Source organism: Streptomyces sp. NPDC093097, from assembly GCF_044754325.1.
Classification (GTDB): Bacteria; Actinomycetota; Actinomycetes; order Streptomycetales; family Streptomycetaceae; genus Streptomyces.
This window is the reverse complement of the sequence record NZ_JBIVOW010000022.1, coordinates 1-20,686: the sequence shown is the minus strand read 5'-3', so window position 1 is coordinate 20,686 and position 20,686 is coordinate 1. Positions and strand designations below refer to the sequence as shown.

The 20,686-nt window shown below is 69.7% G+C and carries 19 protein-coding genes and 1 riboswitch; of the genes, 13 read left to right on the top strand and 6 right to left on the bottom strand.

The genetic code is table 11. From position 1 onward, the window contains the following. Nucleotides 1–91 precede the first annotated feature (91 nt). Nucleotides 92–289, bottom strand: coding sequence for a DUF397 domain-containing protein (locus ACIQE0_RS30290; protein ID WP_402338253.1), 198 nt, complete (start codon nt 287–289; stop codon nt 92–94). Continuing rightward, nucleotides 268–1,113, bottom strand: coding sequence for a helix-turn-helix domain-containing protein (locus ACIQE0_RS30285; RefSeq protein WP_402338251.1), 846 nt, complete (start codon nt 1,111–1,113; stop codon nt 268–270). The genes ACIQE0_RS30290 and ACIQE0_RS30285 overlap by 22 nt, the downstream gene beginning before the upstream one ends. A 179-nt stretch (nt 1,114–1,292) precedes the next feature. On the opposite strand from ACIQE0_RS30285, the gene ACIQE0_RS30280 reads away from it, so the two are divergent. After that, on the top strand, nt 1,293–1,655 hold the full coding sequence (locus ACIQE0_RS30280) for a hypothetical protein (protein WP_366331872.1): 363 nt from the start codon (nt 1,293–1,295) through the stop codon (nt 1,653–1,655). 21 nt (nt 1,656–1,676) lie between these two features. On the opposite strand, the gene nadA is transcribed toward ACIQE0_RS30280, so the two are convergent. Then, nucleotides 1,677–2,855, bottom strand: coding sequence for a quinolinate synthase NadA (gene nadA, locus ACIQE0_RS30275; RefSeq protein ID WP_366331871.1), 1,179 nt, complete (start codon nt 2,853–2,855; stop codon nt 1,677–1,679). 338 nt (nt 2,856–3,193) lie between these two features. Here nadA and erpA point away from each other — a divergent pair, with 338 nt between their 5' ends. Further along, nucleotides 3,194–3,547 (top strand): iron-sulfur cluster insertion protein ErpA, encoded by a 354-nt coding sequence (erpA, locus tag ACIQE0_RS30270; protein WP_043264013.1) that lies wholly within the window; start codon nt 3,194–3,196, stop codon nt 3,545–3,547. Nucleotides 3,548–3,619: 72 nt separating this feature from the next. Here erpA and ACIQE0_RS30265 read toward each other — a convergent pair whose 3' ends face one another. Beyond that, complete coding sequence (locus ACIQE0_RS30265) at nt 3,620–5,089, bottom strand: hypothetical protein (RefSeq protein ID WP_402338246.1); 1,470 nt, start codon at nt 5,087–5,089, stop codon at nt 3,620–3,622. 308 nt (nt 5,090–5,397) lie between these two features. On the opposite strand from ACIQE0_RS30265, the gene ACIQE0_RS30260 reads away from it, so the two are divergent. Further along, nucleotides 5,398–6,372 (top strand): carbohydrate kinase family protein, encoded by a 975-nt coding sequence (locus ACIQE0_RS30260; protein WP_402338243.1) that lies wholly within the window; start codon nt 5,398–5,400, stop codon nt 6,370–6,372. A 120-nt stretch (nt 6,373–6,492) separates the two neighbouring features. On the opposite strand, the gene ACIQE0_RS30255 is transcribed toward ACIQE0_RS30260, so the two are convergent. Then, entirely contained in the window at nt 6,493–7,893 is a 1,401-nt protein-coding gene (locus ACIQE0_RS30255; RefSeq protein ID WP_402338240.1) for a cysteine desulfurase/sulfurtransferase TusA family protein, read from the bottom strand. Nucleotides 7,894–8,175: 282 nt separating this feature from the next. Between ACIQE0_RS30255 and coxB the strand changes: the two genes are divergently transcribed. From coxB to ACIQE0_RS30235, 4 genes are all read left to right on the top strand, one after another. After that, nucleotides 8,176–9,138, top strand: a complete 963-nt coding sequence (coxB, locus tag ACIQE0_RS30250) for a cytochrome c oxidase subunit II (protein WP_366331867.1) — start codon at nt 8,176–8,178, stop codon at nt 9,136–9,138. Beyond that, nucleotides 9,135–10,865: a cytochrome c oxidase subunit I gene (gene ctaD, locus ACIQE0_RS30245; RefSeq protein ID WP_402338237.1), complete on the top strand. Its 1,731-nt coding sequence runs from the start codon at nt 9,135–9,137 to the stop codon at nt 10,863–10,865. The genes coxB and ctaD overlap by 4 nt, the downstream gene beginning before the upstream one ends. Beyond that, nucleotides 10,862–11,260 (top strand): cytochrome c oxidase subunit 4, encoded by a 399-nt coding sequence (locus tag ACIQE0_RS30240; RefSeq protein WP_366331865.1) that lies wholly within the window; start codon nt 10,862–10,864, stop codon nt 11,258–11,260. Before ctaD ends, ACIQE0_RS30240 begins: the two co-directional genes overlap by 4 nt. A 130-nt stretch (nt 11,261–11,390) precedes the next feature. Continuing rightward, nucleotides 11,391–12,668: an Ig-like domain-containing protein gene (locus ACIQE0_RS30235; RefSeq protein WP_366331864.1), complete on the top strand. Its 1,278-nt coding sequence runs from the start codon at nt 11,391–11,393 to the stop codon at nt 12,666–12,668. A gap of 30 nt (nt 12,669–12,698) precedes the next feature. On the opposite strand, the gene ACIQE0_RS30230 is transcribed toward ACIQE0_RS30235, so the two are convergent. Next, nucleotides 12,699–13,112, bottom strand: coding sequence for a hypothetical protein (locus ACIQE0_RS30230; protein WP_366331863.1), 414 nt, complete (start codon nt 13,110–13,112; stop codon nt 12,699–12,701). Nucleotides 13,113–13,394: 282 nt separating this feature from the next. Here ACIQE0_RS30230 and ACIQE0_RS30225 point away from each other — a divergent pair, with 282 nt between their 5' ends. The 6 genes from ACIQE0_RS30225 (at nt 13,395) to ACIQE0_RS30200 (ending at nt 20,545) form a co-directional block, all read left to right on the top strand. Continuing rightward, complete coding sequence (locus tag ACIQE0_RS30225; protein ID WP_366331862.1) at nt 13,395–14,015, top strand: heme-copper oxidase subunit III; 621 nt, start codon at nt 13,395–13,397, stop codon at nt 14,013–14,015. Between the two features lie 83 nt (nt 14,016–14,098). Then, nucleotides 14,099–14,908, top strand: a complete 810-nt coding sequence (locus ACIQE0_RS30220) for a c-type cytochrome (RefSeq protein WP_366331861.1) — start codon at nt 14,099–14,101, stop codon at nt 14,906–14,908. Then, the gene (locus ACIQE0_RS30215; RefSeq protein WP_366331860.1) at nt 14,905–15,948 is read left to right on the top strand and encodes a Rieske 2Fe-2S domain-containing protein; all 1,044 of its coding nucleotides are present in this window, start codon (nt 14,905–14,907) and stop codon (nt 15,946–15,948) included. Before ACIQE0_RS30220 ends, ACIQE0_RS30215 begins: the two co-directional genes overlap by 4 nt. Next, nucleotides 15,945–17,582, top strand: a complete 1,638-nt coding sequence (locus tag ACIQE0_RS30210; protein ID WP_366331859.1) for a ubiquinol-cytochrome c reductase cytochrome b subunit — start codon at nt 15,945–15,947, stop codon at nt 17,580–17,582. The genes ACIQE0_RS30215 and ACIQE0_RS30210 overlap by 4 nt, the downstream gene beginning before the upstream one ends. 141 nt (nt 17,583–17,723) lie before the next feature. Further along, nucleotides 17,724–18,788: an anthranilate phosphoribosyltransferase gene (gene trpD / locus ACIQE0_RS30205; RefSeq protein WP_366331858.1), complete on the top strand. Its 1,065-nt coding sequence runs from the start codon at nt 17,724–17,726 to the stop codon at nt 18,786–18,788. 87 nt (nt 18,789–18,875) lie between these two features. Next, nucleotides 18,876–18,993, top strand: a riboswitch (SAM riboswitch). Nucleotides 18,994–19,195: 202 nt separating this feature from the next. Continuing rightward, complete coding sequence (locus ACIQE0_RS30200) at nt 19,196–20,545, top strand: aminotransferase class V-fold PLP-dependent enzyme (protein WP_402338232.1); 1,350 nt, start codon at nt 19,196–19,198, stop codon at nt 20,543–20,545. Nucleotides 20,546–20,686: the final 141 nt, after the last annotated feature.

The window sequence follows — 20,686 nt, the reverse complement described above, 5'->3', positions numbered from 1 at the left end:
AGGAAAGCCCACAGGACACCCACCAGATCCGGATCAGCCCGTCTCGCCGGCGGGGCGGGACGGGCTGAACTGGGCTTCTGCTGCTCTTCGTTCAGCGCTTGAGTGTCTGAACGAAGGCCATCCAGGGGGCGGTTGGGACGACAAGCGCGGGTCCATCGGGGTTCTTGCTGTCGCGGACGGGGACGATTCCGGGGAAGTCCTCGCTGATCTCGACGCAGTTGCCCCCGTTGGGATTGCTGTAGCTGCTCTTTCGCCAGCGGGCAGTGCTCAGTTCGGGGTTGTGTCGCATGGCCTGTACTCCTCCATCGCCTTCCGGATCAACTCCGCTGACATCACCAGCGATAGGGCGTTCGCTCGCAGTTCCTCGAACTGCCACCGCCACTTCCTCGCCGCTTGCGCGTCCTCGTAGAGATGGCCGGCCTTGATGCCCTCTTCGTAAGCCACGGTGGAATCGTTGGGAAGTGCCAGCAGGGTCAGCGCGCCGCCCATCAACGAGTGCCCACCCGCGGCGAACGGCATCACCTGAACCTTACTGTTGGGAGTATCTGCCTCCTCAAGCAGTCGAGCCAGCTGTTTGTACATGCAGTCCTTGGAACCCATCTGGCGCCGGAGCACGGCCTCGTCGAGGATCGCCCATCGCTGTGGCGGCGTCTCCGAGCGCTGCCTTTCCTGGCGGGACATCCGGGCGGCGACCAACTCCTCGACCCGTTCTGGCGAGAGGTCTGGCTGGCAGCTCAGGAACGCACGGGCGTAAGCCTCTGTCTGGAAGGGCCCAGGCACCACTTGCGGCTCGTAGTTCTCGATGACCGTTGCTTGCGCCTCGCAGTCCATGAACCGTCGGTACTGATCCGGGTGCACCTCCCGTTTCGCCAACTGGAAGAGCCCATGGAAGTGCTGCCCGGTCCCGAACGCCGCGTCCAGCGCCGCCGGAAGCTCCGGTGGCGGCATCATCTCCGCCGTCTCGACGCGGGCCAGATTGCTCTTGCTGGAGTTCACGATGTCGGCCAGCTGGACCAGCGACATCCGGACCTCCTCGCGGTGGCGCCGCAGCTCGGAGCCGAAGTAGTGCCGGGCCGACACGTACGGCGTCAGGGTCTTGGGCGCGAACTTCATGCGCTTCCGCCTTTCGAAACATCCCGTGCTCAACGCGGGGACGACAGGCGCCTGTTGAGGCCGCATCCCACAGCGCGACGATGGCGATACAGACGGTAAGCACAGCCGAGATCCGAACTCCAGCCCCCACACGTGTGCTTCCCGCCCGGTGGCGGCGCCCGTCGAAAGGACAGTTCTCCATGGCCCAACGCACCACCCCGCCACGGCTGTTGCCCTGGACACGGGACGACGGGGCGCCGTGCTACCTCCTCACGGACGACCCGCACAGCCGGCTCTCGCTGCTGGCCGACGACGTGGAGGAGGAGATGCTGGCCGCCGCGGGGAAACTGCTCGCGGACACCGACCCGCTGCCCGGACCGGAGGCGGACCGGCGGGAGTTGTACGGGCTGGCCGCCGGGCTGCGCGCGGCGCTCTGCGACATCCGGCGGATCGCCGTCAGCCGGGGCGAACGGCTGCCGGAGCCCTGCGACCACGGCGCGACCGAGAAAAGCGGCGACGGCAAGACGCACTGCGCGTCCTGCCGTCAGCAGCTCTATCTCTGAAGTTGTGGTGCGGGCCTCCGCCTACGGCAGGGCCAGCATCCGCTCCAGCGCCAGCTTGGCGAAGTGCTCGGTCTCCTTGTCGACCTGGATGCGGTTGACGACCTTGCCGTCCGCCAGCGACTCCAGCGCCCACACCAGGTGCGGCAGGTCGATGCGGTTCATCGTCGAGCAGAAGCAGACCGTCTTGTCGAGGAAGACGATCTCCTTGTCCTCGGCCGCGAAGCGGTTGGCCAGCCGGCGGACGAGGTTCAGTTCGGTGCCGATCGCCCACTTCGAGCCGGCCGGGGCGGCCTCCAGGGCCTTGATGATGTACTCGGTCGACCCGACGTGGTCCGCCGCCGCCACGACCTCGTGCTTGCACTCGGGGTGGACCAGGACGTTCACGCCGGGTATCCGGGCGCGGACGTCCTCGACCGACTCCAGCGAGAAGCGGCCGTGCACCGAGCAGTGGCCGCGCCACAGGATCATCTTCGCGGCCCGCAGCTCGTCCGCGGTCAGCCCGCCGTTCGGCTTGTGCGGGTTGTAGACCACGCAGTCGTCCAGGGACATCCCCAGGTCCCGTACGGCGGTGTTCCGGCCCAGGTGCTGGTCGGGGAGGAACAGCACCTTCTCGCCCTGCTCGAAGGCCCACTCCAGCGCCCGCTGGGCGTTGGAGGAGGTGCAGATCGTGCCGCCGTGCCGGCCGGTGAACGCCTTGATGTCCGCCGAGGAGTTCATGTACGAGACCGGCACCACCTGCTCGGCCACGCCCGCCTCGGTCAGCACGTCCCAGCACTCGGCGACCTGCTCGGCGGTGGCCATGTCGGCCATCGAGCAGCCGGCGGCCAGGTCGGGGAGGACCACCTGCTGGTCGTCGCCGGTGAGGATGTCGGCCGACTCGGCCATGAAGTGCACACCGCAGAAGACGATGTACTCGGCGTCCGGCCGGGCCGCGGCCTCCCGCGCCAGCTTGAAGGAGTCACCGGTGACGTCCGCGAACGCGATGACCTCGTCGCGCTGGTAGTGGTGCCCGAGGACGAAGACCTTCTCGCCCAGTTTGGCCTTGGCGGCGCGGGCGCGCTCGACGAGATCCGGGTCGGAGGGGGCCGGCAGCTCGCCGGGGCATTCCACGCCGCGCTCGCTCCTGGGGTCGGCCTCGCGACCGAGGAGGAGCAGCGCCAGCGGGGTCGGCTGGACGTCCAGGGGCTGGGCGGTGGTCACGACACGCACCCTCTCTTCTCTGCGGAAAGTCCTTGCGGACGGGCTCTGCGGGGACGACGGGATGCGCTGCGGCATCGCCTTTTCGTCTATTTGACGCTATCTATCATAGTCGGTTCACGTCACTTTGACGATGGGCATAGTGTCGATGTGACGCATCAGGCCCGGGGGCCGATCGGCCCTTGTGTGCACGGACGCACACCGGTGTCCCCGCTTGGGTGTGCGAGCATGAAGAAAGAGCAAGGACAGATCACGCGCAGCCGGAATTAATCCGGGACGCCGCCGGTTGGAGTTGTTCGCAACCGATGGCAAGCGGTCCGTACAACCCGGGAGAGATGTAGATGAGCGTTCAGGACGAGACCACCGTCACCGACGGCATCATCCTGTCCGACGCGGCCGCGTCGAAGGTCAAGAGCCTGCTGGAGCAGGAGGGTCGGGACGACCTCGCGCTGCGCGTGGCGGTCCAGCCCGGTGGCTGCTCCGGTCTGCGCTACCAGCTCTTCTTCGACGAGCGCTCGCTCGACGGTGATGTCGTCAAGGACTTCGACGGCGTCAAGGTCGTCACCGACCGGATGAGCGCTCCCTACCTGGGCGGCGCCTCCATCGACTTCGTCGACACCATCGAGAAGCAGGGCTTCACGATCGACAACCCCAACGCCACGGGCTCCTGCGCCTGCGGCGACTCCTTCAGCTGAGTCGGGCCCACCCGTCACGACGGAGGCGGCGCTCCCACCCGGGAGCGCCGCCTCCGTCGTGCCGTGCCGCGGCTACCGCGCCGCGACCGCCTTGCCGGACGAGCCGTCCACGACCTTCCGGCCGTCCAGCGGCTGCTCCAGCGTCACCGTCTTGGTGAAGTCCTTGGCGATCTTCACGCAGATCTGCCCGGGGTGCTTCTCCTTCCCGGTGACCGAGACCCGCACCGCGCCGGCCGACTCCGTCACGCTCGCCTCATAGGTGCTGCACACCCCGCCCCAGAAGTGGACGGTCAGCGTCCGGCCGCCGTCGCCCGTCGCGTAGCCGGTCAGCGCCATGCTCCTGGTCCCGGGCGCGGACGGCCGCGGCGACGCCGGCTCGCTGCCGCGCAGATACGCCGGGTCCACCGCCGTCCCGGCGAGCGTCGAGGTGCTCGCCGGCCCGCCCGCGGCGCCCGGCGTGCGCACCGTGTAGAGCCAGGACGGCACCAGCACCTCCCCGCCCTGCGAGAACCGCCCGGCGAGCCCGAAGACCGCACCGGTCACCTCGCCGGCCGGCTGCTTCCCGTTCGGCGCCGGCTCGCACGGCGCGATACCGCCGCCCGGCGCGGCCTTGGCGTCCTTGTGCTGGAAGGTGGGCACCGAGGGGCAGTGGGCCAGCGGCTGCATCGTCCGGCCGCCGCCGCCGTTGAGCTCGCCGAGCGTGGTCCGGGCGTCCCGGACGGGGTACGCAGCGCCCTTGACCGGCGTGGCCAACTCGCCGCTGGCGCCGACCAGTTGCCCGTCCGCGCCGACCTGTATCCGGCTCTGCCAGCCGAACGTCGGCAGCCCGCCGATCACCGGGTCGGCGGTCACCACCCGCACCGCGGCGTACGTCTGGTGGGCGTCGAGCCGGGCGCCGGTCTGCCCGACCGCCGCCAGCACCGGCCGGACCGCCTCCCGGGCCTTCGCCTCGGACACCGGACCGCTGCCGGCGTCCCCGCCGTCCGTACCGCCGCGGTAGGACGGGCAGCCCGACCCGTCGTCCGTCAGCGGGCACTTGGCCCCGCCCCCGCCGCCGTACCGGCTGAACGTCCAGCTCCCGGTGCCGGACTTGCCGACCCGCAGCGTGCTGCCCCGGCCGTCCGGCCCCGGCCCGCCGACCTGCCACCAGGCGCCGTCCGACCGCACCGTTCCGGACACATCCAGCGCCTTCGCCAGCCGTTCCACCGCCGGGCGGCCGATCTCGCCGGCCGGCCGGTAGACGGGCGCGGACCGCGGCCCCTCCGGCAGCTTCCCCGTCACCCGGTACGCGGCGTGCTGCGGCCCCGGCTCGCCGACCGCGATCGAGGCGGAGTCCAGCACCAGCGGCGGCGGGCCGCCCTTGGCCGGGCCCGCCGGCCCGCTGCCGCCGGACGCGGACGAGGCCCAGTACGCCGCGCCGCCGCCGGCCACCAGCACCGCGCCGGCCACCGACGCGACCACCAGGGGAGTGCGCCGCCCGCGCCGGGCCGGCCGGGGGGACTGCGGGGTGTCCTGGGTCTCCGGGGTGTCCTCGGTACTCACCGCATCGCTCCTTTAAGCTCCGCCGGTCTTCGGATGCGCCACCCAGCGGGGTGGACGCCGATGGGACGGAAAGGGGGCGCGTGCGGTTCCCCGCACGCCGACCGCCCACCGCTCCTCGGCGCCTGTGACGGCCCTCACAGGCCGGGCCGCGCACTACGGGACGGGTTCCCCCCTCGCGAGCAAAACGCCCTACTATGAGATGTTTTCCCGCTGTCCAAATGGCCGGGAAGCGGCAGCTGCCGGAATTCCTGCCGGGTAGCGTTGCCCTCCGTCCGCCAACCCCGCCCTCCCCCAGGAGCAGACCCGTCGTGCGTATCGCAGTCTCCGGCTCCATCGCCACCGACCACCTGATGACCTTCCCCGGCCGCTTCGCCGACCAGCTGGTCGCCGATCAGCTGCATACGGTCTCCCTCTCCTTCCTGGTCGACCAGCTCGACGTCCGCCGCGGCGGGGTCGCGCCCAACATCTGCTTCGGCATGGGGCAGCTCGGCATCCAGCCGATCCTGGTCGGCGCCGCCGGCAACGACTTCGAGGAGTACCGCGCCTGGCTCGACCGGCACGGCGTCGACACCCGCTCGGTGCGCATCTCCGAGGTCCTGCACACCGCCCGCTTCGTCTGCACCACCGACGCCGACCACAACCAGATCGGCTCCTTCTACACCGGCGCGATGAGCGAGGCCCGGCTGATCGAGCTGCACGCCGTCGCCGAGCGGGTCGGCGGCCTGGACCTGGTCCTGATCGGCGCGGACGACCCCGAGGCGATGATCCGGCACACCGAGGAGTGCCGCACCCGCGGCATCCCCTTCGCCGCCGACTTCTCCCAGCAGATCGCCCGCATGAACGGCGACGACATCCGCTCCCTCATGGAGGGCGCCACCTACCTCTTCTCCAACGAGTACGAGAAGGGCCTGATCGAGTCCAAGACCGGCTGGACCTCCGAGGAGATCCTCACCAAGGTCGGCACCCGCATCACCACCCTCGGGTCCAACGGCGTCCGCATCGAGCGGGTGGGCCAGCCGGACATCGAGGTCGGCGTCCCCGAGGAGAAGGAGAAGGCCGACCCCACCGGCGTCGGCGACGCCTTCCGGGCCGGCTTCCTGACCGGTCTGGCCTGGGGCGTCGGTCTGGAGCGCGCCGCCCAGATCGGCTGCATGCTGGCCACCCTGGTCATCGAGACCGTCGGCACCCAGGAGTACGAGCTGCACCGCAGCCATTTCATGGACCGCTTCACCAAGGCGTACGGCCACGAGGCCGCCGCCGAGGTCCAGCAGCACCTGCTCTGAGCCACCGGGGCCCGTCCGCCGGGGCCGCGCGCACCGCGCCGCCCCCGGACGGGCCCGGGGCCCTGCCGGCCGGCCCCCGCCCGCCGGGCGAACGACGGGAGCCAGCCGCCAGGCCCCGGCTCACCCGAGCCGCCGCACCACGTACGCCGCGCCGCGCTCCGCCGGCTCCTCGCCGACGTACTCCTGCTCCCGCATCGCGCACCACGCCGGGATGTCCTGCCGCGCCGCCGCATCGTCGGACAGCACCGTCACCGTGCCGCCGACCGGCACCTGGTCGATCACCTTCGCCAGCTCGATGACCGGCACCGGGCAGCGCCGGCCGAGCGCGTCCACCACGATCCCCGGCGCGGCCTGCGGCGCCGCCGGGCGCGCGGGCCCCTCCGCCGGCGCACCGAACCGCTCGCGCACCGACCGCACCACCTCCGGCAGCACCTCCAGGAACCGCGCCACATCCGCCTCCGCGGTGCCCCACGGCAGCGACACCCGGACGTTCCCCTCCGACAGCACCCCCATCGCGCGCAGCACATGGCTCGGCGTCAGCGTGCTGGACGTACAGGACGAACCGGAGGAAACGGAGAATCCGGCCCGGTCCAGCTCGTGCAGCAGCGCCTCCCCATCGACATAGAGACAGGAGAAGGTGACCAGATGCGGCAGCCGCCGCTCCGGATCGCCCACCACCTCCACGTCCGGCACCAGCTCCGGTACCCGCTCCCGGATCCGGTCCACCAGCCCGCGCAGCCGCCCGGCTTCGTCCGGCCCGCTCTCCGCTGCGGCCCGCAGGGCGCGCAGCGACGCCGCGGCGGCCACCACCGCCGGCAGGTTCCCGAACCCCGGGCTGCGGCCCGACTCCCGCTCGTCCAGTGGCCCCTGGGGCGCGAACCGGGTCCCCTTGCGGACCACCAGCAGCCCCACCCCGGGCGGCCCGCCCCACTTGTGGGCGCTCGCTGTCAGTACGGACCAGGCGCCGGGCACCGGCCCCCACGGCAGCGACTGCGCCGCGTCCACCAGCAGCGGCACCCCGGCCGCCCGGCAGTGCGCGGCCACCTCGTCCACCGGCTGCTCGGTGCCCACCTCGTGGTTGGCGGACTGCAGACACACCAGCGCGGCGTCCTCGCCGAGCGCGGCGGCCACCTCCTCGGCGGCCACCCGCCCCCGGCGGTCCACCGGAACCTCCGTCACCGTGCCGCCGGCCGCCGTGTGCACCTCGGCGGCGTGCAGGACGGCGGAGTGCTCGACGGCGGAGTGCACCAACCGCCGCCCGGCGCGCCGCCGGGCCGCCAGTACGCCGAAGATGCCCGAATGCACCGCATGTGTCCCCGAAGGGGTGAACGTCAGCTCGTCGGGACGGCATCCGACCGCCCCCGCGGCGGCCTCCCGCGCGGCGTCCAGCAGCATCCGGGCCCGCCGCCCCTCCCGGTACAGCCGGGCCGGGTCGGCCCAGCCCTCGTCGAGGGCGGCGAGCAGGGCCTCCCGGGCGACGGGATGGAGCGGGGCGGAGGAGGCGGCGTCGAAGTACGGCACGTACGAGACGGTAGAGCACCGGAGTTGCCGCCGCCGGGCGGGCCGTCAGATGCCCCGCTGCGGCGGGCGCTCGGGGCCCGAAAGCGCGGCGCCACAAGGGCTCCGCCACCCCTTAGGGGTGGCTCGCGGCGCGTTGGGCACCCTCCCCGCGCGACCCCAAATAGCGTCCAGTAGGGTTTGGTCCGCATAAACATCCAAACCCCTGCCCGAAGCAGGGCGGCGACCGACCAGCGAGTAAGGCCGCAGCCGACCGCTCGGGCGAGACTCTCGGGAAGGCGCTACGTGAGTCCCAACGGCTCCGACCGCTCGTCGCGGCGCCCGATGCGGCGGAAGCTGCCGCAGGTGCTTGCTGCGGGCCTGGTCCTGGCGACCGCCACTGGTTGCACATACAAGGACTTCCCCCGCCTCGGCATGCCAACGCCCGTCACCGACGAGGCGCCGCGGATCCTCTCTCTTTGGCAGGGCTCCTGGGCCGCCGCCCTCGCAACGGGCGTGCTGGTGTGGGGCCTCATCCTCTGGAGCGTGATCTTCCACCGCCGTAGCCGGACCAAGGTGGAGGTCCCCGCCCAGACGCGCTACAACATGCCGATCGAGGCGTTGTACACCATCGTCCCGTTCATCATCATCGCGGTGCTGTTCTACTTCACCGCGCGTGATGAGAGCGCGCTCCTCAAGACCTCCAAGAAGCCGGACCACGTCGTCAACGTCGTGGGCTTCCAGTGGAGCTGGGCGTTCAACTACCTGGAGAACGTGGACGGCAACAAGTCGACCACGAACATCAACTCTCCGGAGCTCGCCGCTATTCCGGACCGCATGAAGAAGGCGGCCCCGGCCGGCGCGGAGGGCGTCTACGACTACGGCACCCCGGCGACGCGCAACCCGCAGACCGGCAACCCCGGTCCGACGCTCTGGCTGCCGAAGGGCGAGACCGTCCAGTTCGTGCTGACCTCGCGTGACGTCATCCACTCCTTCTGGGTGGTGCCGTTCCTGATGAAGCAGGACGTCATCCCCGGCCACACCAACGTCTTCGAGGTGACCCCCAACAAGGAGGGCACCTTCATGGGCAAGTGTGCTGAGCTCTGCGGCGTGGACCACTCGCGGATGCTCTTCAACGTCAAGGTCGTCTCGCCTGCCAAGTACCGGCAGCACCTGAAGGACCTGGCGGCGAAGGGTCAGACCGGGTACCTGCCGGCGGGTATCAAGCAGACTGACCACGCCAGGAATGCGGAGACCAAGAACCAGTGAGCATCCTCAACGAACCTCAGGGTGCCGCCGCCGAGTCGGCTCCGGCAGCACCACCCGTACGCAAGAAGCAACCCGGTATCGCTGCCGTCAAGTGGCTCACGACCACTGACCACAAGACCATCGGCACGATGTACCTGGTCACGTCGTTCGCGTTCTTCTGCGTCGGCGGCCTCATGGCGCTCCTCATGCGCGCCGAGCTGGCCCGCCCGGGTACGCAGATCATGTCGAACGAGCAGTTCAACCAGGCGTTCACGATGCACGGCACGATCATGCTGCTGATGTTCGCGACGCCGCTGTTCGCCGGCTTCGCGAACTGGATCATGCCGCTGCAGATCGGCGCGCCGGACGTGGCGTTCCCGCGGCTGAACATGTTCGCCTACTGGCTCTACCTCTTCGGCTCGCTGATCGCGGTCGCCGGCTTCCTCACCCCGCAGGGTGCCGCGGACTTCGGCTGGTTCGCCTACTCGCCGCTCTCGGACGCGGTGCGTTCGCCGGGCGTCGGCGCCGACATGTGGATCATGGGTCTGGCCTTCTCCGGCTTCGGCACGATCCTCGGTTCGGTCAACTTCATCACCACCATCATCTGCATGCGCGCCCCCGGCATGACGATGTTCCGGATGCCGATCTTCACCTGGAACGTGCTGCTGACCGGTGTGCTGGTCCTGCTCGCCTTCCCGGTGCTGGCGGCCGCGCTCTTCGCCCTGGAGGCGGACCGCAAGTTCGGAGCCCATGTCTTCGACGCGGCAAATGGCGGTGCATTGCTCTGGCAGCACCTCTTCTGGTTCTTCGGCCATCCAGAGGTGTACATCATCGCCCTGCCGTTCTTCGGCATCATTTCCGAGGTCATTCCGGTCTTCTCCCGGAAGCCGATGTTCGGTTACATCGGTCTGATCGCCGCGACGATTTCCATCGCCGGCCTTTCGGTGACGGTCTGGGCGCACCACATGTACGTGACGGGCGGGGTACTGCTCCCGTTCTTCTCCTTCATGACGTTCCTGATCGCCGTTCCGACCGGTGTGAAGTTCTTCAACTGGATCGGCACGATGTGGAAGGGCTCGCTGTCCTTCGAGACGCCGATGCTCTGGGCGATCGGCTTCCTGATCACCTTCACCTTCGGTGGTCTGACCGGCGTCATCCTGGCGTCGCCGCCGATGGACTTCCACATCTCCGACTCGTACTTCGTGGTGGCCCACTTCCACTACGTCGTCTTCGGCACGGTCGTCTTCGCGATGTTCGCCGGATTCCACTTCTGGTGGCCGAAGTTCACCGGCAAGATGCTCGACGAGCGGCTCGGCAAGATCACCTTCTGGACGCTGTTCGTCGGCTTCCACGGCACGTTCCTGGTCCAGCACTGGCTGGGCGCCGAGGGCATGCCCCGCCGCTACGCGGACTACCTGGCCGCCGACGGTTTCACCACGCTGAACACCATCTCGACGATCGCCTCGTTCGTGCTCGGCCTGTCGATCCTGCCGTTCTTCTACAACATCTGGAAGACCGCCAAGTACGGCAAGAAGGTCGAGGTGGACGACCCGTGGGGCTACGGCCGTTCGCTGGAGTGGGCGACCTCCTGCCCGCCGCCGCGGCACAACTTCCTCACCCTGCCGCGTATTCGCTCCGAATCCCCGGCGTTCGATCTGCACCACCCCGAGATCGCGGCGCTGGACGCGCTGCACAACGGTCACGAGGGTGACAAGGCGCTGGCCGGCGGCAAGGAGGCGGGCAAGTGAAGATCCAGGGCAAGATGTTCATCTGGCTGAGCGTCTTCATCCTCGCCATGGCGGTCGTCTATGGCGTGTGGTCGAAGGAGCCGGCCGGTACCACGGCGCTCTTCCTGGCCTTCGGCCTGTGCATCATGGTCGGCTACTACCTGGCCTTCACGGCCCGGCGGGTCGACGCGGGCGCACAGGACAACGAGAACGCCGAGGTCGCCGACGACGCCGGTGAGCTGGGCTTCTTCAGCCCGCACAGCTGGCAGCCGCTCTCCCTGGCCGTCGGTGGCGCGCTCGCCTTCATGAGCGTCTGCTTCGGCTTCTGGCTGCTGTACTTCTCCCTGCCGGTGATCCTCGTGGGTCTCTTCGGCTGGGTCTTCGAGTACTACCACGGTGAGAACCGCACCCAGTAGTACGCACCAGGCGAGAACCGCGGCCGACGCGCCGCAGGGTCGGGCCCGGACACCCCAACAGGTGTCCGGGCCCGACCCGTTTGCAGTCCTCCAGCGCGCCGCCGAAGGGGATACTTCGTACGTTTGGGGCATGAGTCACAGACCTCGAACCCGGACGGTGCTGAGCTGCGGCCTCCTGCTCGTGCCCCTCGCGGTGAGCACCACCGCGTGCGGGGGCTCGGCGTCGGAACCCCTCTCGGCCAATCCCTACGACGCGTCCGACCAGATATCGGCGAACACCCCGACGGACGGCAGGCAGAAGGCCGACCCCGACAAGCCGCTTGAGGTCTCCCTCAAGGGCCATGACTCCCGGATCACGGATGTGACCGCCACCGACACCACCGGCCGCTACGTGCGCGGTGAACTGAGCGCCGACGGCAGGCACTGGCGCACCACCGTGCCGCTGGCCGCCGGCAGCCGCTACACGGTGCAGGTCAGCACCGAGCAGGAGGACGGCACCCCGGGCCGCAAGACCCTGGTGGTCAACACCAAGGACGTCGCCGGCCAGCTGACGGTCAAGTTCGGCCCGGAGAGCGGGGAGTACGGCGTCGGCCAGCCGGTCACCGCCGAGCTCAGCCAGCCGATCACCGACCCCAAGGCCCGGGCCGTCGTCGAGAGCGCCCTGAAGGTCGACTCCTCGCCCCGTGTGGAGGGTTCCTGGCACTGGGTGGACGCCAAGAAGCTGCACTTCCGCCCCAGGGACTACTGGCCCGCCCACGCCACCATCGCCGTCCACAGCAACCTTGGCGGACTGAAGATCGCCAAAGGGGTCTACGGCGGCACCGCCAAGCCGATCCGGCTCACCACCGGCGACCGGATCGAGGCCGTCACCGACGCCGCCGCGCACGTGATGACGGTGCTGCGCAACGGCAGGGCCATCAACAGCATCCCGGTCACCACTGGCAAACCGGGCTTCTCCACCCGCAACGGCGTCAAGGTCGTGCTCGGCAAGGAGAGCTTCGTGCGGATGCGCAGCTCCACCGTCGGCATCGCCGACGGCAGTTCGGACGCCTACGACCTGCCGGTCCACTGGGCCACCCGGGTGACCTGGAGCGGCGAGTACGTGCACGCCGCCCCCTGGTCGGTCGGCTCCCAGGGCGCCGCCAACGTCAGCCACGGCTGCACCGGCATGTCCACCGGCAACGCCGAATGGTTCTTCAACACCGTGCGGGTCGGCGACGTCGTCAAGGTCGTCAACAGCGGCGGCGACACCATGACGCCGTTCGACAACGGCTACGGCGACTGGAACATGCCGTGGAAGGACTGGCGGGCCGGCAGCGCGCTCAGGAACAAGGCCGCCACGACCACAGGCGCGGCCGAGCGCGGGCAGAACCCCGCCGCGGACGCCCGGCTGCGCCCACAGGTCTGAGGGCCGCTCAGCGACCGCTCAGGGCCCGTCTCAGGCCGGCACCACGTCCTGGGCGAGCCGCCGCCGACGCAGCAGCCCGGCCAGCGCCTCGGCGAACGCCACCGGGTCCAGCGGATGGGTCACCGCGGCGTCCGCGCGGCTCCAGGTGGCCAGCCAGGCGTCCTGCGGGCGGCCGATCAGCAGCAGCACCGGCGGGCACCGGAAGACCTCGTCCTTGATCTGCCGGCAGACGCCCATGCCGCCCGCCGGCGCGGTCTCGCCGTCCAGCACGCAGACGTCGACGCCGCCCTGCTCCAGGGCTTCCAGGACGGCCGGGGCGGTCGCGCACTCCAGGATCTCGATCTGCGGGGCGTCGGGGGCCGGGCGCCGTCCGACCGCCAGTCGGACCTGCTCGCGGGTGTTGGCGTTGTCGCTGTAGACCAGCACCGTGGCAGTCGCCTGCATCGTTCCTCCACCTTTGTCGCGGACGTTCGTAGCGGTACGGCTCCTGATCAAACCGTTGCGCGATGCTACTCCCGGAGGGGCCCTCGGCAGGAGAGGCCGTACGGCCCCGGCAGGCGGCCGACGGCCCGTCAGAAGCGGCTTTCCCGGGGCCCGTGAGGGGAGCGGCGGCGCATGCTTCCCCCCTTCGAGCGACCGCCGGGACGCCGGGAACGAGCAGGCCATATGGCCTTGACACACCGAACGGCACCCCCCGGAGTGAGGGCGGGATAAGCGACCGACATAATGTCGGTCGTGGCGACAGCAACGACAGTAGAAACCGGGCACGCGCACCCGTCGGTCAATCGGCCGAACCTCACCAGCGTCGGAACCATCATCTGGCTGAGTTCCGAGCTGATGTTCTTCGCGGCCCTCTTCGCGATGTACTTCACCCTTCGGTCCGTGACGGGGGAGGCGTATTGGAAGCATTCCGCCGATGCGCTGAATCTCCCGTTCTCCGCGACCAACACCACGATCCTGGTGCTCAGCTCACTCACGTGCCAGCTCGGCGTTTTCGCCGCCGAGCGCGGCGACGTGAAGAAGCTGCGGACCTGGTTCGTGATCACCTTCATCATGGGTGCCATCTTCATCGGCGGTCAGGTATTCGAGTACACGGATCTGGTCAAGCACGAGGGCCTCTCGCTCTCGTCCGGTCCGTACGGCTCGGTGTTCTACCTGACCACCGGTTTCCACGGACTGCACGTGACAGGCGGTCTGATCGCCTTCCTGCTGGTCCTGGGCAGGACGTACGCGGCCAAGAGGTTCACCCACACGCAGGCCACCGCGGCCATCGTCGTGTCCTACTACTGGCACTTCGTCGATGTCGTCTGGATCGGCCTCTTCGCCACGATCTACCTGATTCGGTAACGGGTCCGACCGGACTCGCATATCGGACAGATACAGACACAGCCAAAGCATCGACGCAGAAGATCCTGACACCGGGGTAATCCGTGAAAAAGCTCTCCGCACGACGGCGCCATCCGCTGGCGGCGCTCGTCGTCCTACTCTTCGCGCTGGCGGTCACTGGGGGGCTGTACGCCGCGTTCGCGCCGGCGGACAAGGCTCAAGCCGATGACACCGCCCAGTCTCTTGCCATCAAGGAGGGCAAGAAGATCTTCGCCGTGGGCTGCGCAAGCTGCCACGGCACCGGCGGTCAGGGCACCTCCGACGGCCCGAGCCTGGTCGGCGTGGGCGCTGCCGCCGTCGACTTCCAGGTGGGCACCGGCCGTATGCCGGCCCAGCAGCCCGGCGCCCAGGTGCCGCGGAAGCGGAACATCTACACCAACGCCCAGATCGACCAGCTCGCGGCCTACGTCGCGTCGCTGGGCCCGGGCCCGTCCGTGCCCGACAAGTCGCAGTACAGCGCCGAGGGTGCCGACATCGCCAAGGGTGGCGAGCTGTTCCGCACCAACTGCGCGCAGTGCCACAACTTCACCGGTAAGGGCGGCGCCCTCACCAACGGCAAGTTCGCACCGACGCTGGAGGGCGTGGCCCCGAAGCACATCTACGAGGCCATGCAGACCGGCCCGCAGAACATGCCCTCCTTCGGTGACGGCAGCCTGAGCTCGCAGAACAAGAAGGACATCGTCGCGTACCTCGGCGCCGTCAACGGCGACAAGACCGCGACCCCGGGCGGCATGGAACTCGGTGGTCTGGGCCCGGTGACCGAAGGCCTCTTCGGCTACATCTTCGGTCTGGGTGCGTGTGTCGCGGTCGCCATCTGGGTCGCAGCCCGGACTACGAAGGCCAAGAAGTCATGAGTGAGACAGAAGAAAACCTTCCCAGTGAGCGGGAGACGGCTCACGAGGGCGCGGTAGGGAAGGCGGACAACCCCTTCGCCGACCCCGGGCTGCCGCCCCACGAGCACCGCATGCAGGACATCGACGAGCGGGCCGCCAAGCGCTCCGAGCGCACCGTCGCCCTCCTCTTCCTGGTGTCCATGATCGCCACCGTCGCGTTCATCGCGTCGTACGTGGCCATCCCGATCGACAAGATCGTCTACATCTTCCCGCTCGGGCACATCAGCGGGCTGAACTTCGCGCTCGGCCTGACGCTGGGCGTGGCGCTCTTCTGCATCGGCGCCGGCGCGGTCCACTGGGCCCGCACGCTGATGTCGGACGAGGAGGTCGCCGACGAGCGGCACCCGATCGAGGCCACCCCCGACGTCAAGGCCAAGGTCCTGGCGGACTTCGCCCAGGGCGCCAAGGAGTCGCAGTTCGGTCGGCGCAAGCTGATCCGCAACACGATGTTCGGCGCGCTGGCACTGGTGCCGCTCTCCGGCGTCGTGCTGCTGCGCGACCTCGGTCCGCTGCCCGAGAAGAAGCTGCGCACCACCGGCTGGAAGAAGGGCATCCGCCTGGTCAACCAGTCGACCAACCTCCCGCTGCGTCCCGAGGACATCGCGGTCGGCTCCCTCACCTTCGCCAAGCCCGAGGGCCTGGAGGAGACCGACGAGGACTTCGGCAACAAGATCGCCAAGGACGCCCTGATGCTCGTGCGGATCCAGCCGCAGAACATCAAGGACAAGCAGGAACTCGCCTGGTCGCACGAGGGCATCGTGGCGTACTCGAAGATCTGCACCCACGTGGGTTGCCCGATCAGCCTGTACGAGCAGCAGACCCACCACGTGCTCTGCCCGTGCCACCAGTCGACCTTCGACCTCTCTGACGGTGGTCGCGTGATCTTCGGCCCGGCCGGTCACGCCCTGCCGCAGCTGCACATCACGGTGAAGGACGGCTATCTCGAAGCCGTAAGCGACTTCGCGGAGCCCGTCGGCCCGAGCTTCTGGGAGCGCGGATGAGTAACGAGACAACCGCGACCACCACGCGCCGTGGCCAGGCACCACGGGGCGAGCGGATCGCCGACTGGGCCGACGGCCGGCTGGGCATCTACAGCCTCGCCAAGGCCAACATGCGCAAGATCTTCCCGGACCACTGGTCCTTCATGCTGGGTGAGGTCGCGCTCTACAGCTTCGTCATCATCATCCTGACCGGTGTCTACCTGACGCTGTTCTTCCACCCGAGCATGGCCGAGGTGACCTATCACGGGTCCTACGTGCCGATGCACGGGATCAGGATGACCCAGGCCTTCGAGTCGACGCTGAACATCAGCTTCGACGTGCGCGGTGGTCTGCTGATCCGGCAGATCCACCACTGGGCCGCGCTGGTCTTCCTGGCCGCGATGATGGTCCACATGATGCGGGTGTTCTTCACCGGTGCGTTCCGCAAGCCGCGTGAGGTCAACTGGGTCTTCGGCTTCCTGCTGTTCGTCCTGGGCATGTTCACCGGCTTCACCGGTTACTCGCTCCCCGACGACCTGCTCTCCGGTACGGGTGTCCGCTTCATCGAGGGCGTCATCCTGGCGATCCCGCTGGTCGGCTCGTACCTGCAGATGTTCATCTTCGGTGGCGAGTTCCCGGGGCACGACATCATCCCGCGGTTCTTCACCGTCCACGTGCTGCTGCTGCCGGGCATCATGCTCGGTCTGCTGGTGGCGCACCTGATCCTGGTCTTCTACCACAAGCACACGCAGTTCCCGGGTGCCGGCAAGACCAACAACAACGTGGTCGGCATGCCGCTGCTGCCGGTCTACATGGCCAAGGCCGGAGGCTTCTTCTTCCTGGTCTTCGGTGTGATCTCGGTGATCGCCGCGGTCGCCAGCATCAACCCCGTGTGGGCCATCGGCCCGTACCGGCCGGACCAGGTGTCCACCGGTGCCCAGCCTGACTGGTACATGGGCTTCGCCGAGGGCCTGGTGCGTGTCATGCCGGGCTGGGAGTGGGACTTCTGGGGCCACACCATCAACTTCGGTGTGCTGATCCCGATCGTGATCTTCCCGCTGGTCCTGGTCGCCATCGCGGTCTACCCGTTCATCGAGTCCTGGGTCCGCGGCGACAAGCGCGAGCACCACATCCTGGACCGCCCGCGCAACGTCCCCACCCGCACCGGCTTCGGTGTGGCCTGGCTCGTCGCGTACTTCGTGATGCTGATCGGTGGCGGCAACGACCTGTGGGCGACGCACTTCCACCTGTCGATCAACGCGATCACCTGGTTCGTCCGTATCGCGTTCTTCGTCGGGCCGGTGGTGGCCTTCATCGTCACCAAGCGGATCTGCATGGGTCTCCAGCGCCGCGACAGGGACAAGGTGCTGCACGGACGCGAGTCCGGCATCATCAAGCGCCTGCCGCACGGTGAGTTCATCGAGGTCCACGAGCCGCTCAACCAGGAGCAGCTGCACGTTCTCACCCAGCACGAGCAGCCCGAGGCGCTCGAGCTCGGTCCTGAGGTCGACGAGAACGGCGTCCGGCGCAAGGTCACGCGCTCGCAGAAGCTGCGCGCCAAGCTCTCCAAGGGCTACTACGGCGAGGACAACGTCATCCCGAAGGCGACCGTCGAGGAGTACAAGGAGATCACCAGCGGCCACGGCCACCACTGATCCCCGCGGGCGCGCATGCGCGCACCGCTGGTAGTACGCCACCCAGAGGGCCTCGTCCATTCCTGTGGACGGGGCCCTTCGGCATGCCCGGAGGTCGATAGGGTGACGGCACAGGCAAGAGACGATCCAGGAGCGTGGACCATGAACGTTGTGACCCCGACAGGCGGCGTCAGCGTGGCGGACCGTTCCTGGCCGGCCGTGCTGAACGCCCTCCTCGACGGCCGGAACCTCACCGCGGACGACACCGCCTGGGTCATGGACCGGATCATGCGCGGTGAGGCCACCGACGCACAGATCGCCGGCTTCGCGGTGGCGCTGCGCGCCAAGGGCGAGACGGTCGCGGAGATCTCCGGTCTGGTGCGGACGATGTACGCGCACGCCAGCCTGATCGACGTGCCGGGGCCCAGCGTCGACATCGTCGGCACCGGCGGCGACGGGGCGAAGACCGTCAACATCTCCACCATGTCGGCGATCGTGGTCGCCGGCACCGGCGCCAAGGTCGTCAAGCACGGCAGCCGGGCCGCGTCCTCGGCCAGCGGCGCCTCCGACGTCCTGGAGAAGCTTGGCGTCAATCTGGACCTGTCCCCGCGCCGGGTCGTGGAGGTCGCCGAAGAGGCCGGGATCACGTTCTGCTTCGCGGCCAAGTTCCACCCCGCGCTGCGCCATGTCGCCGCCGCCCGCGGCCAGCTGGGCATCCGCACGACCTTCAACGTGCTCGGCCCGCTGACCAACCCCGCCCGGGTCAAGGCCCAGGCCACCGGGGTCGCGGACGCCAAGATGGCGCCGATCATCGCCGGGGTGCTCGCCGAGCGCGGCTCCTCGGCGCTGGTCTTCCGCGGCGACGACGGGCTGGACGAGCTGACCACCACCGCCACCTCCCGGGTGTGGATCGTGCGCGACGGCACGGTCGTCGAGGAGCCCTTCGACCCGCGGGACGTCGGCATCGGCCTGGTGCCGGTGTCGGCGCTGCGCGGCGCGGACGCGTCGTACAACGCGGAGGTGGCCCGGCGGCTGCTGGACGGCGAGACCGGCCCGGTGCGGGAGGCGGTGCTGCTGAACGCGGCGGCCGCGCTGGCCGCGCTGGAGCCGTCCGACGCCCCGCTGACCGAGCGGATCCGGGACGGTCTGGACCGGGCGGCCGAGTCCATCGACTCCGGGGCGGCCAAGCGGGTCCTGGAGCACTGGGCGGCGGCCAGCAACGCCTGACGGCAGGCGGAGACGGCGCGCAGGCCCCGGTCCCGGAATACGGACCAGGGCTTGCGCGCCGATGATCGTGTGGCATGATTCAGCCCAGGTCACGAGTGACAGCGACACAGGCCCCGGCCCGCTGTCCGGCAACCCTCCTTCCGTGGCGGGGTGCCCCGGGTGATGACCAGGTCGCAGGCAGCGAGGTCTGCGGCAAGCGCGGATCCCTCGCCAGGGATCCTGGTCCTCGAGGGAGTCCTTCCGTGATGCAGCGAATGCGCTAGGGCCCGCCGGCCCCCTTCCCGCGCTTTTTCCTCTCCTTCACGCTGCGGTGATGCCGCGCCCGACGGTGGCGCCTCCGTACCCTGGTGCGCCCACGCGGGCGCTTCCACCGCAGCGAACTCGCTCACCTCTCACGGGAGTTCGCCATGTCTGTCGACACCGCTGCCACCGACCGTTCCGTTTGTGCCCCGCTGCCCGTTCTGGGGTGTGAGGTCGCCGTCCCGTTGGCCTCCGGCGGCGAGGCCGTCTACGCCGCGCTGGACTACGCCGCCAGCGCCCCGGCGCTCCAGCGGGTCTGGGACGACGTCGCCGCCTACGCGCCGTACTACGGCAGCGTGCACCGCGGCGCCGGGTACCTCTCGCAGCTCTCCACTGACCTCTTCGAGAACAGCCGCGCGACGGTCGCCGACTTCCTCGGCTGCCGCCCCGACGACCAGGTGGTCTTCACCCGCTCCACCACCGACTCGCTGAACCTGCTGGCCGCCGCGCTGCCCGAGGGTGCCCGGGTGTTCGTCTTCGAGACCGAGCACCACGCCGCGCTGCTGCCCTGGGAGCGCCGCGCGGACCTGGCCGTGACCTACCTCGACGCGCCGCGCACTCCCCGACAGGCGGTGGACATCCTGGAGAAGGCGCTGGCGGACCGCGAGCCGTACCGCGCGGCGCTGGTCTGCGTCACCGGGGCGTCGAACGTCACCGGTGAGCTGTGGCCGGTACGGGAGTTGGCGGCCGCCGCGCATGCCCACGGCGCCCGGATCGTGCTGGACGCGGCCCAACTCGCCCCGCACCGCCCGGTGGACCTCGCCGGGCTCGACGTCGACTGGGTCGCGTTCTCCGGCCACAAGCTGTACGCGCCGTTCGGCGCGGGGGTGTTGGCCGGCCGCGCCGACTGGCTCCGGGAGGCCGCGCCGTACCTGGCCGGCGGCGGTGCCAGCCGCACGGTGGCCCGGCGCGCCGATGGCGGGCTGGACGTCGAGTGGCACACCTCCGCCGCCCGGCACGAGGCCGGTTCCCCCAACGTCATCGGCGCCTACGCCATCGCCTCCGCCTGCCGGGCGCTCACCGAGGCCGGTTTCGACGCCCTGGCCGCCCGCGAACAGGAGCTGATCACCGCGGTCCGGGAGGGCCTGGCCGACGTCCCCGAGGTCCGCTTCCTCTCCCTCTTCGGCGACGATGCGCCGCGCGTCGGCGTCCTCTCCTTCGTCGTCGAGGGCCGGAACAGCGCGGACTTCGCGGCCGCGCTCTCCGCGGAGTACGGCATCGGCGTCCGCGACGGCCTGTTCTGCGCGCACCCGTTGGTCCGGACCCTGCTCGGCAGTGATCCGCGGCACCCGGGGGAGTGCGGGGCGCCTGCGGCGGCTCCCGGGGCGACCCCCGGGGCGACCTCCGGGGCGGCCCCCGAGGAGCGCTCGCTGGCCGCGATCCGGGTCAGCTTCGGGGTGGGCACCCCCGATGAGCACATCGCCCGATTCATCCGAGCGGTCAAGGAACTCGTGTAGCCCGGCGTGACGCTTGCGCTTGGCCCGGCTTCCCACGTTGTCGGCTTTCCCGCCGTGCCTGTCCGCTGCGCGGGGCTTGTCGGGTGTGGTGCCGGTCCGCTGCGCGGGGCTGTTGGGTGCGGTGCCGGGTCTGTGGGGCGG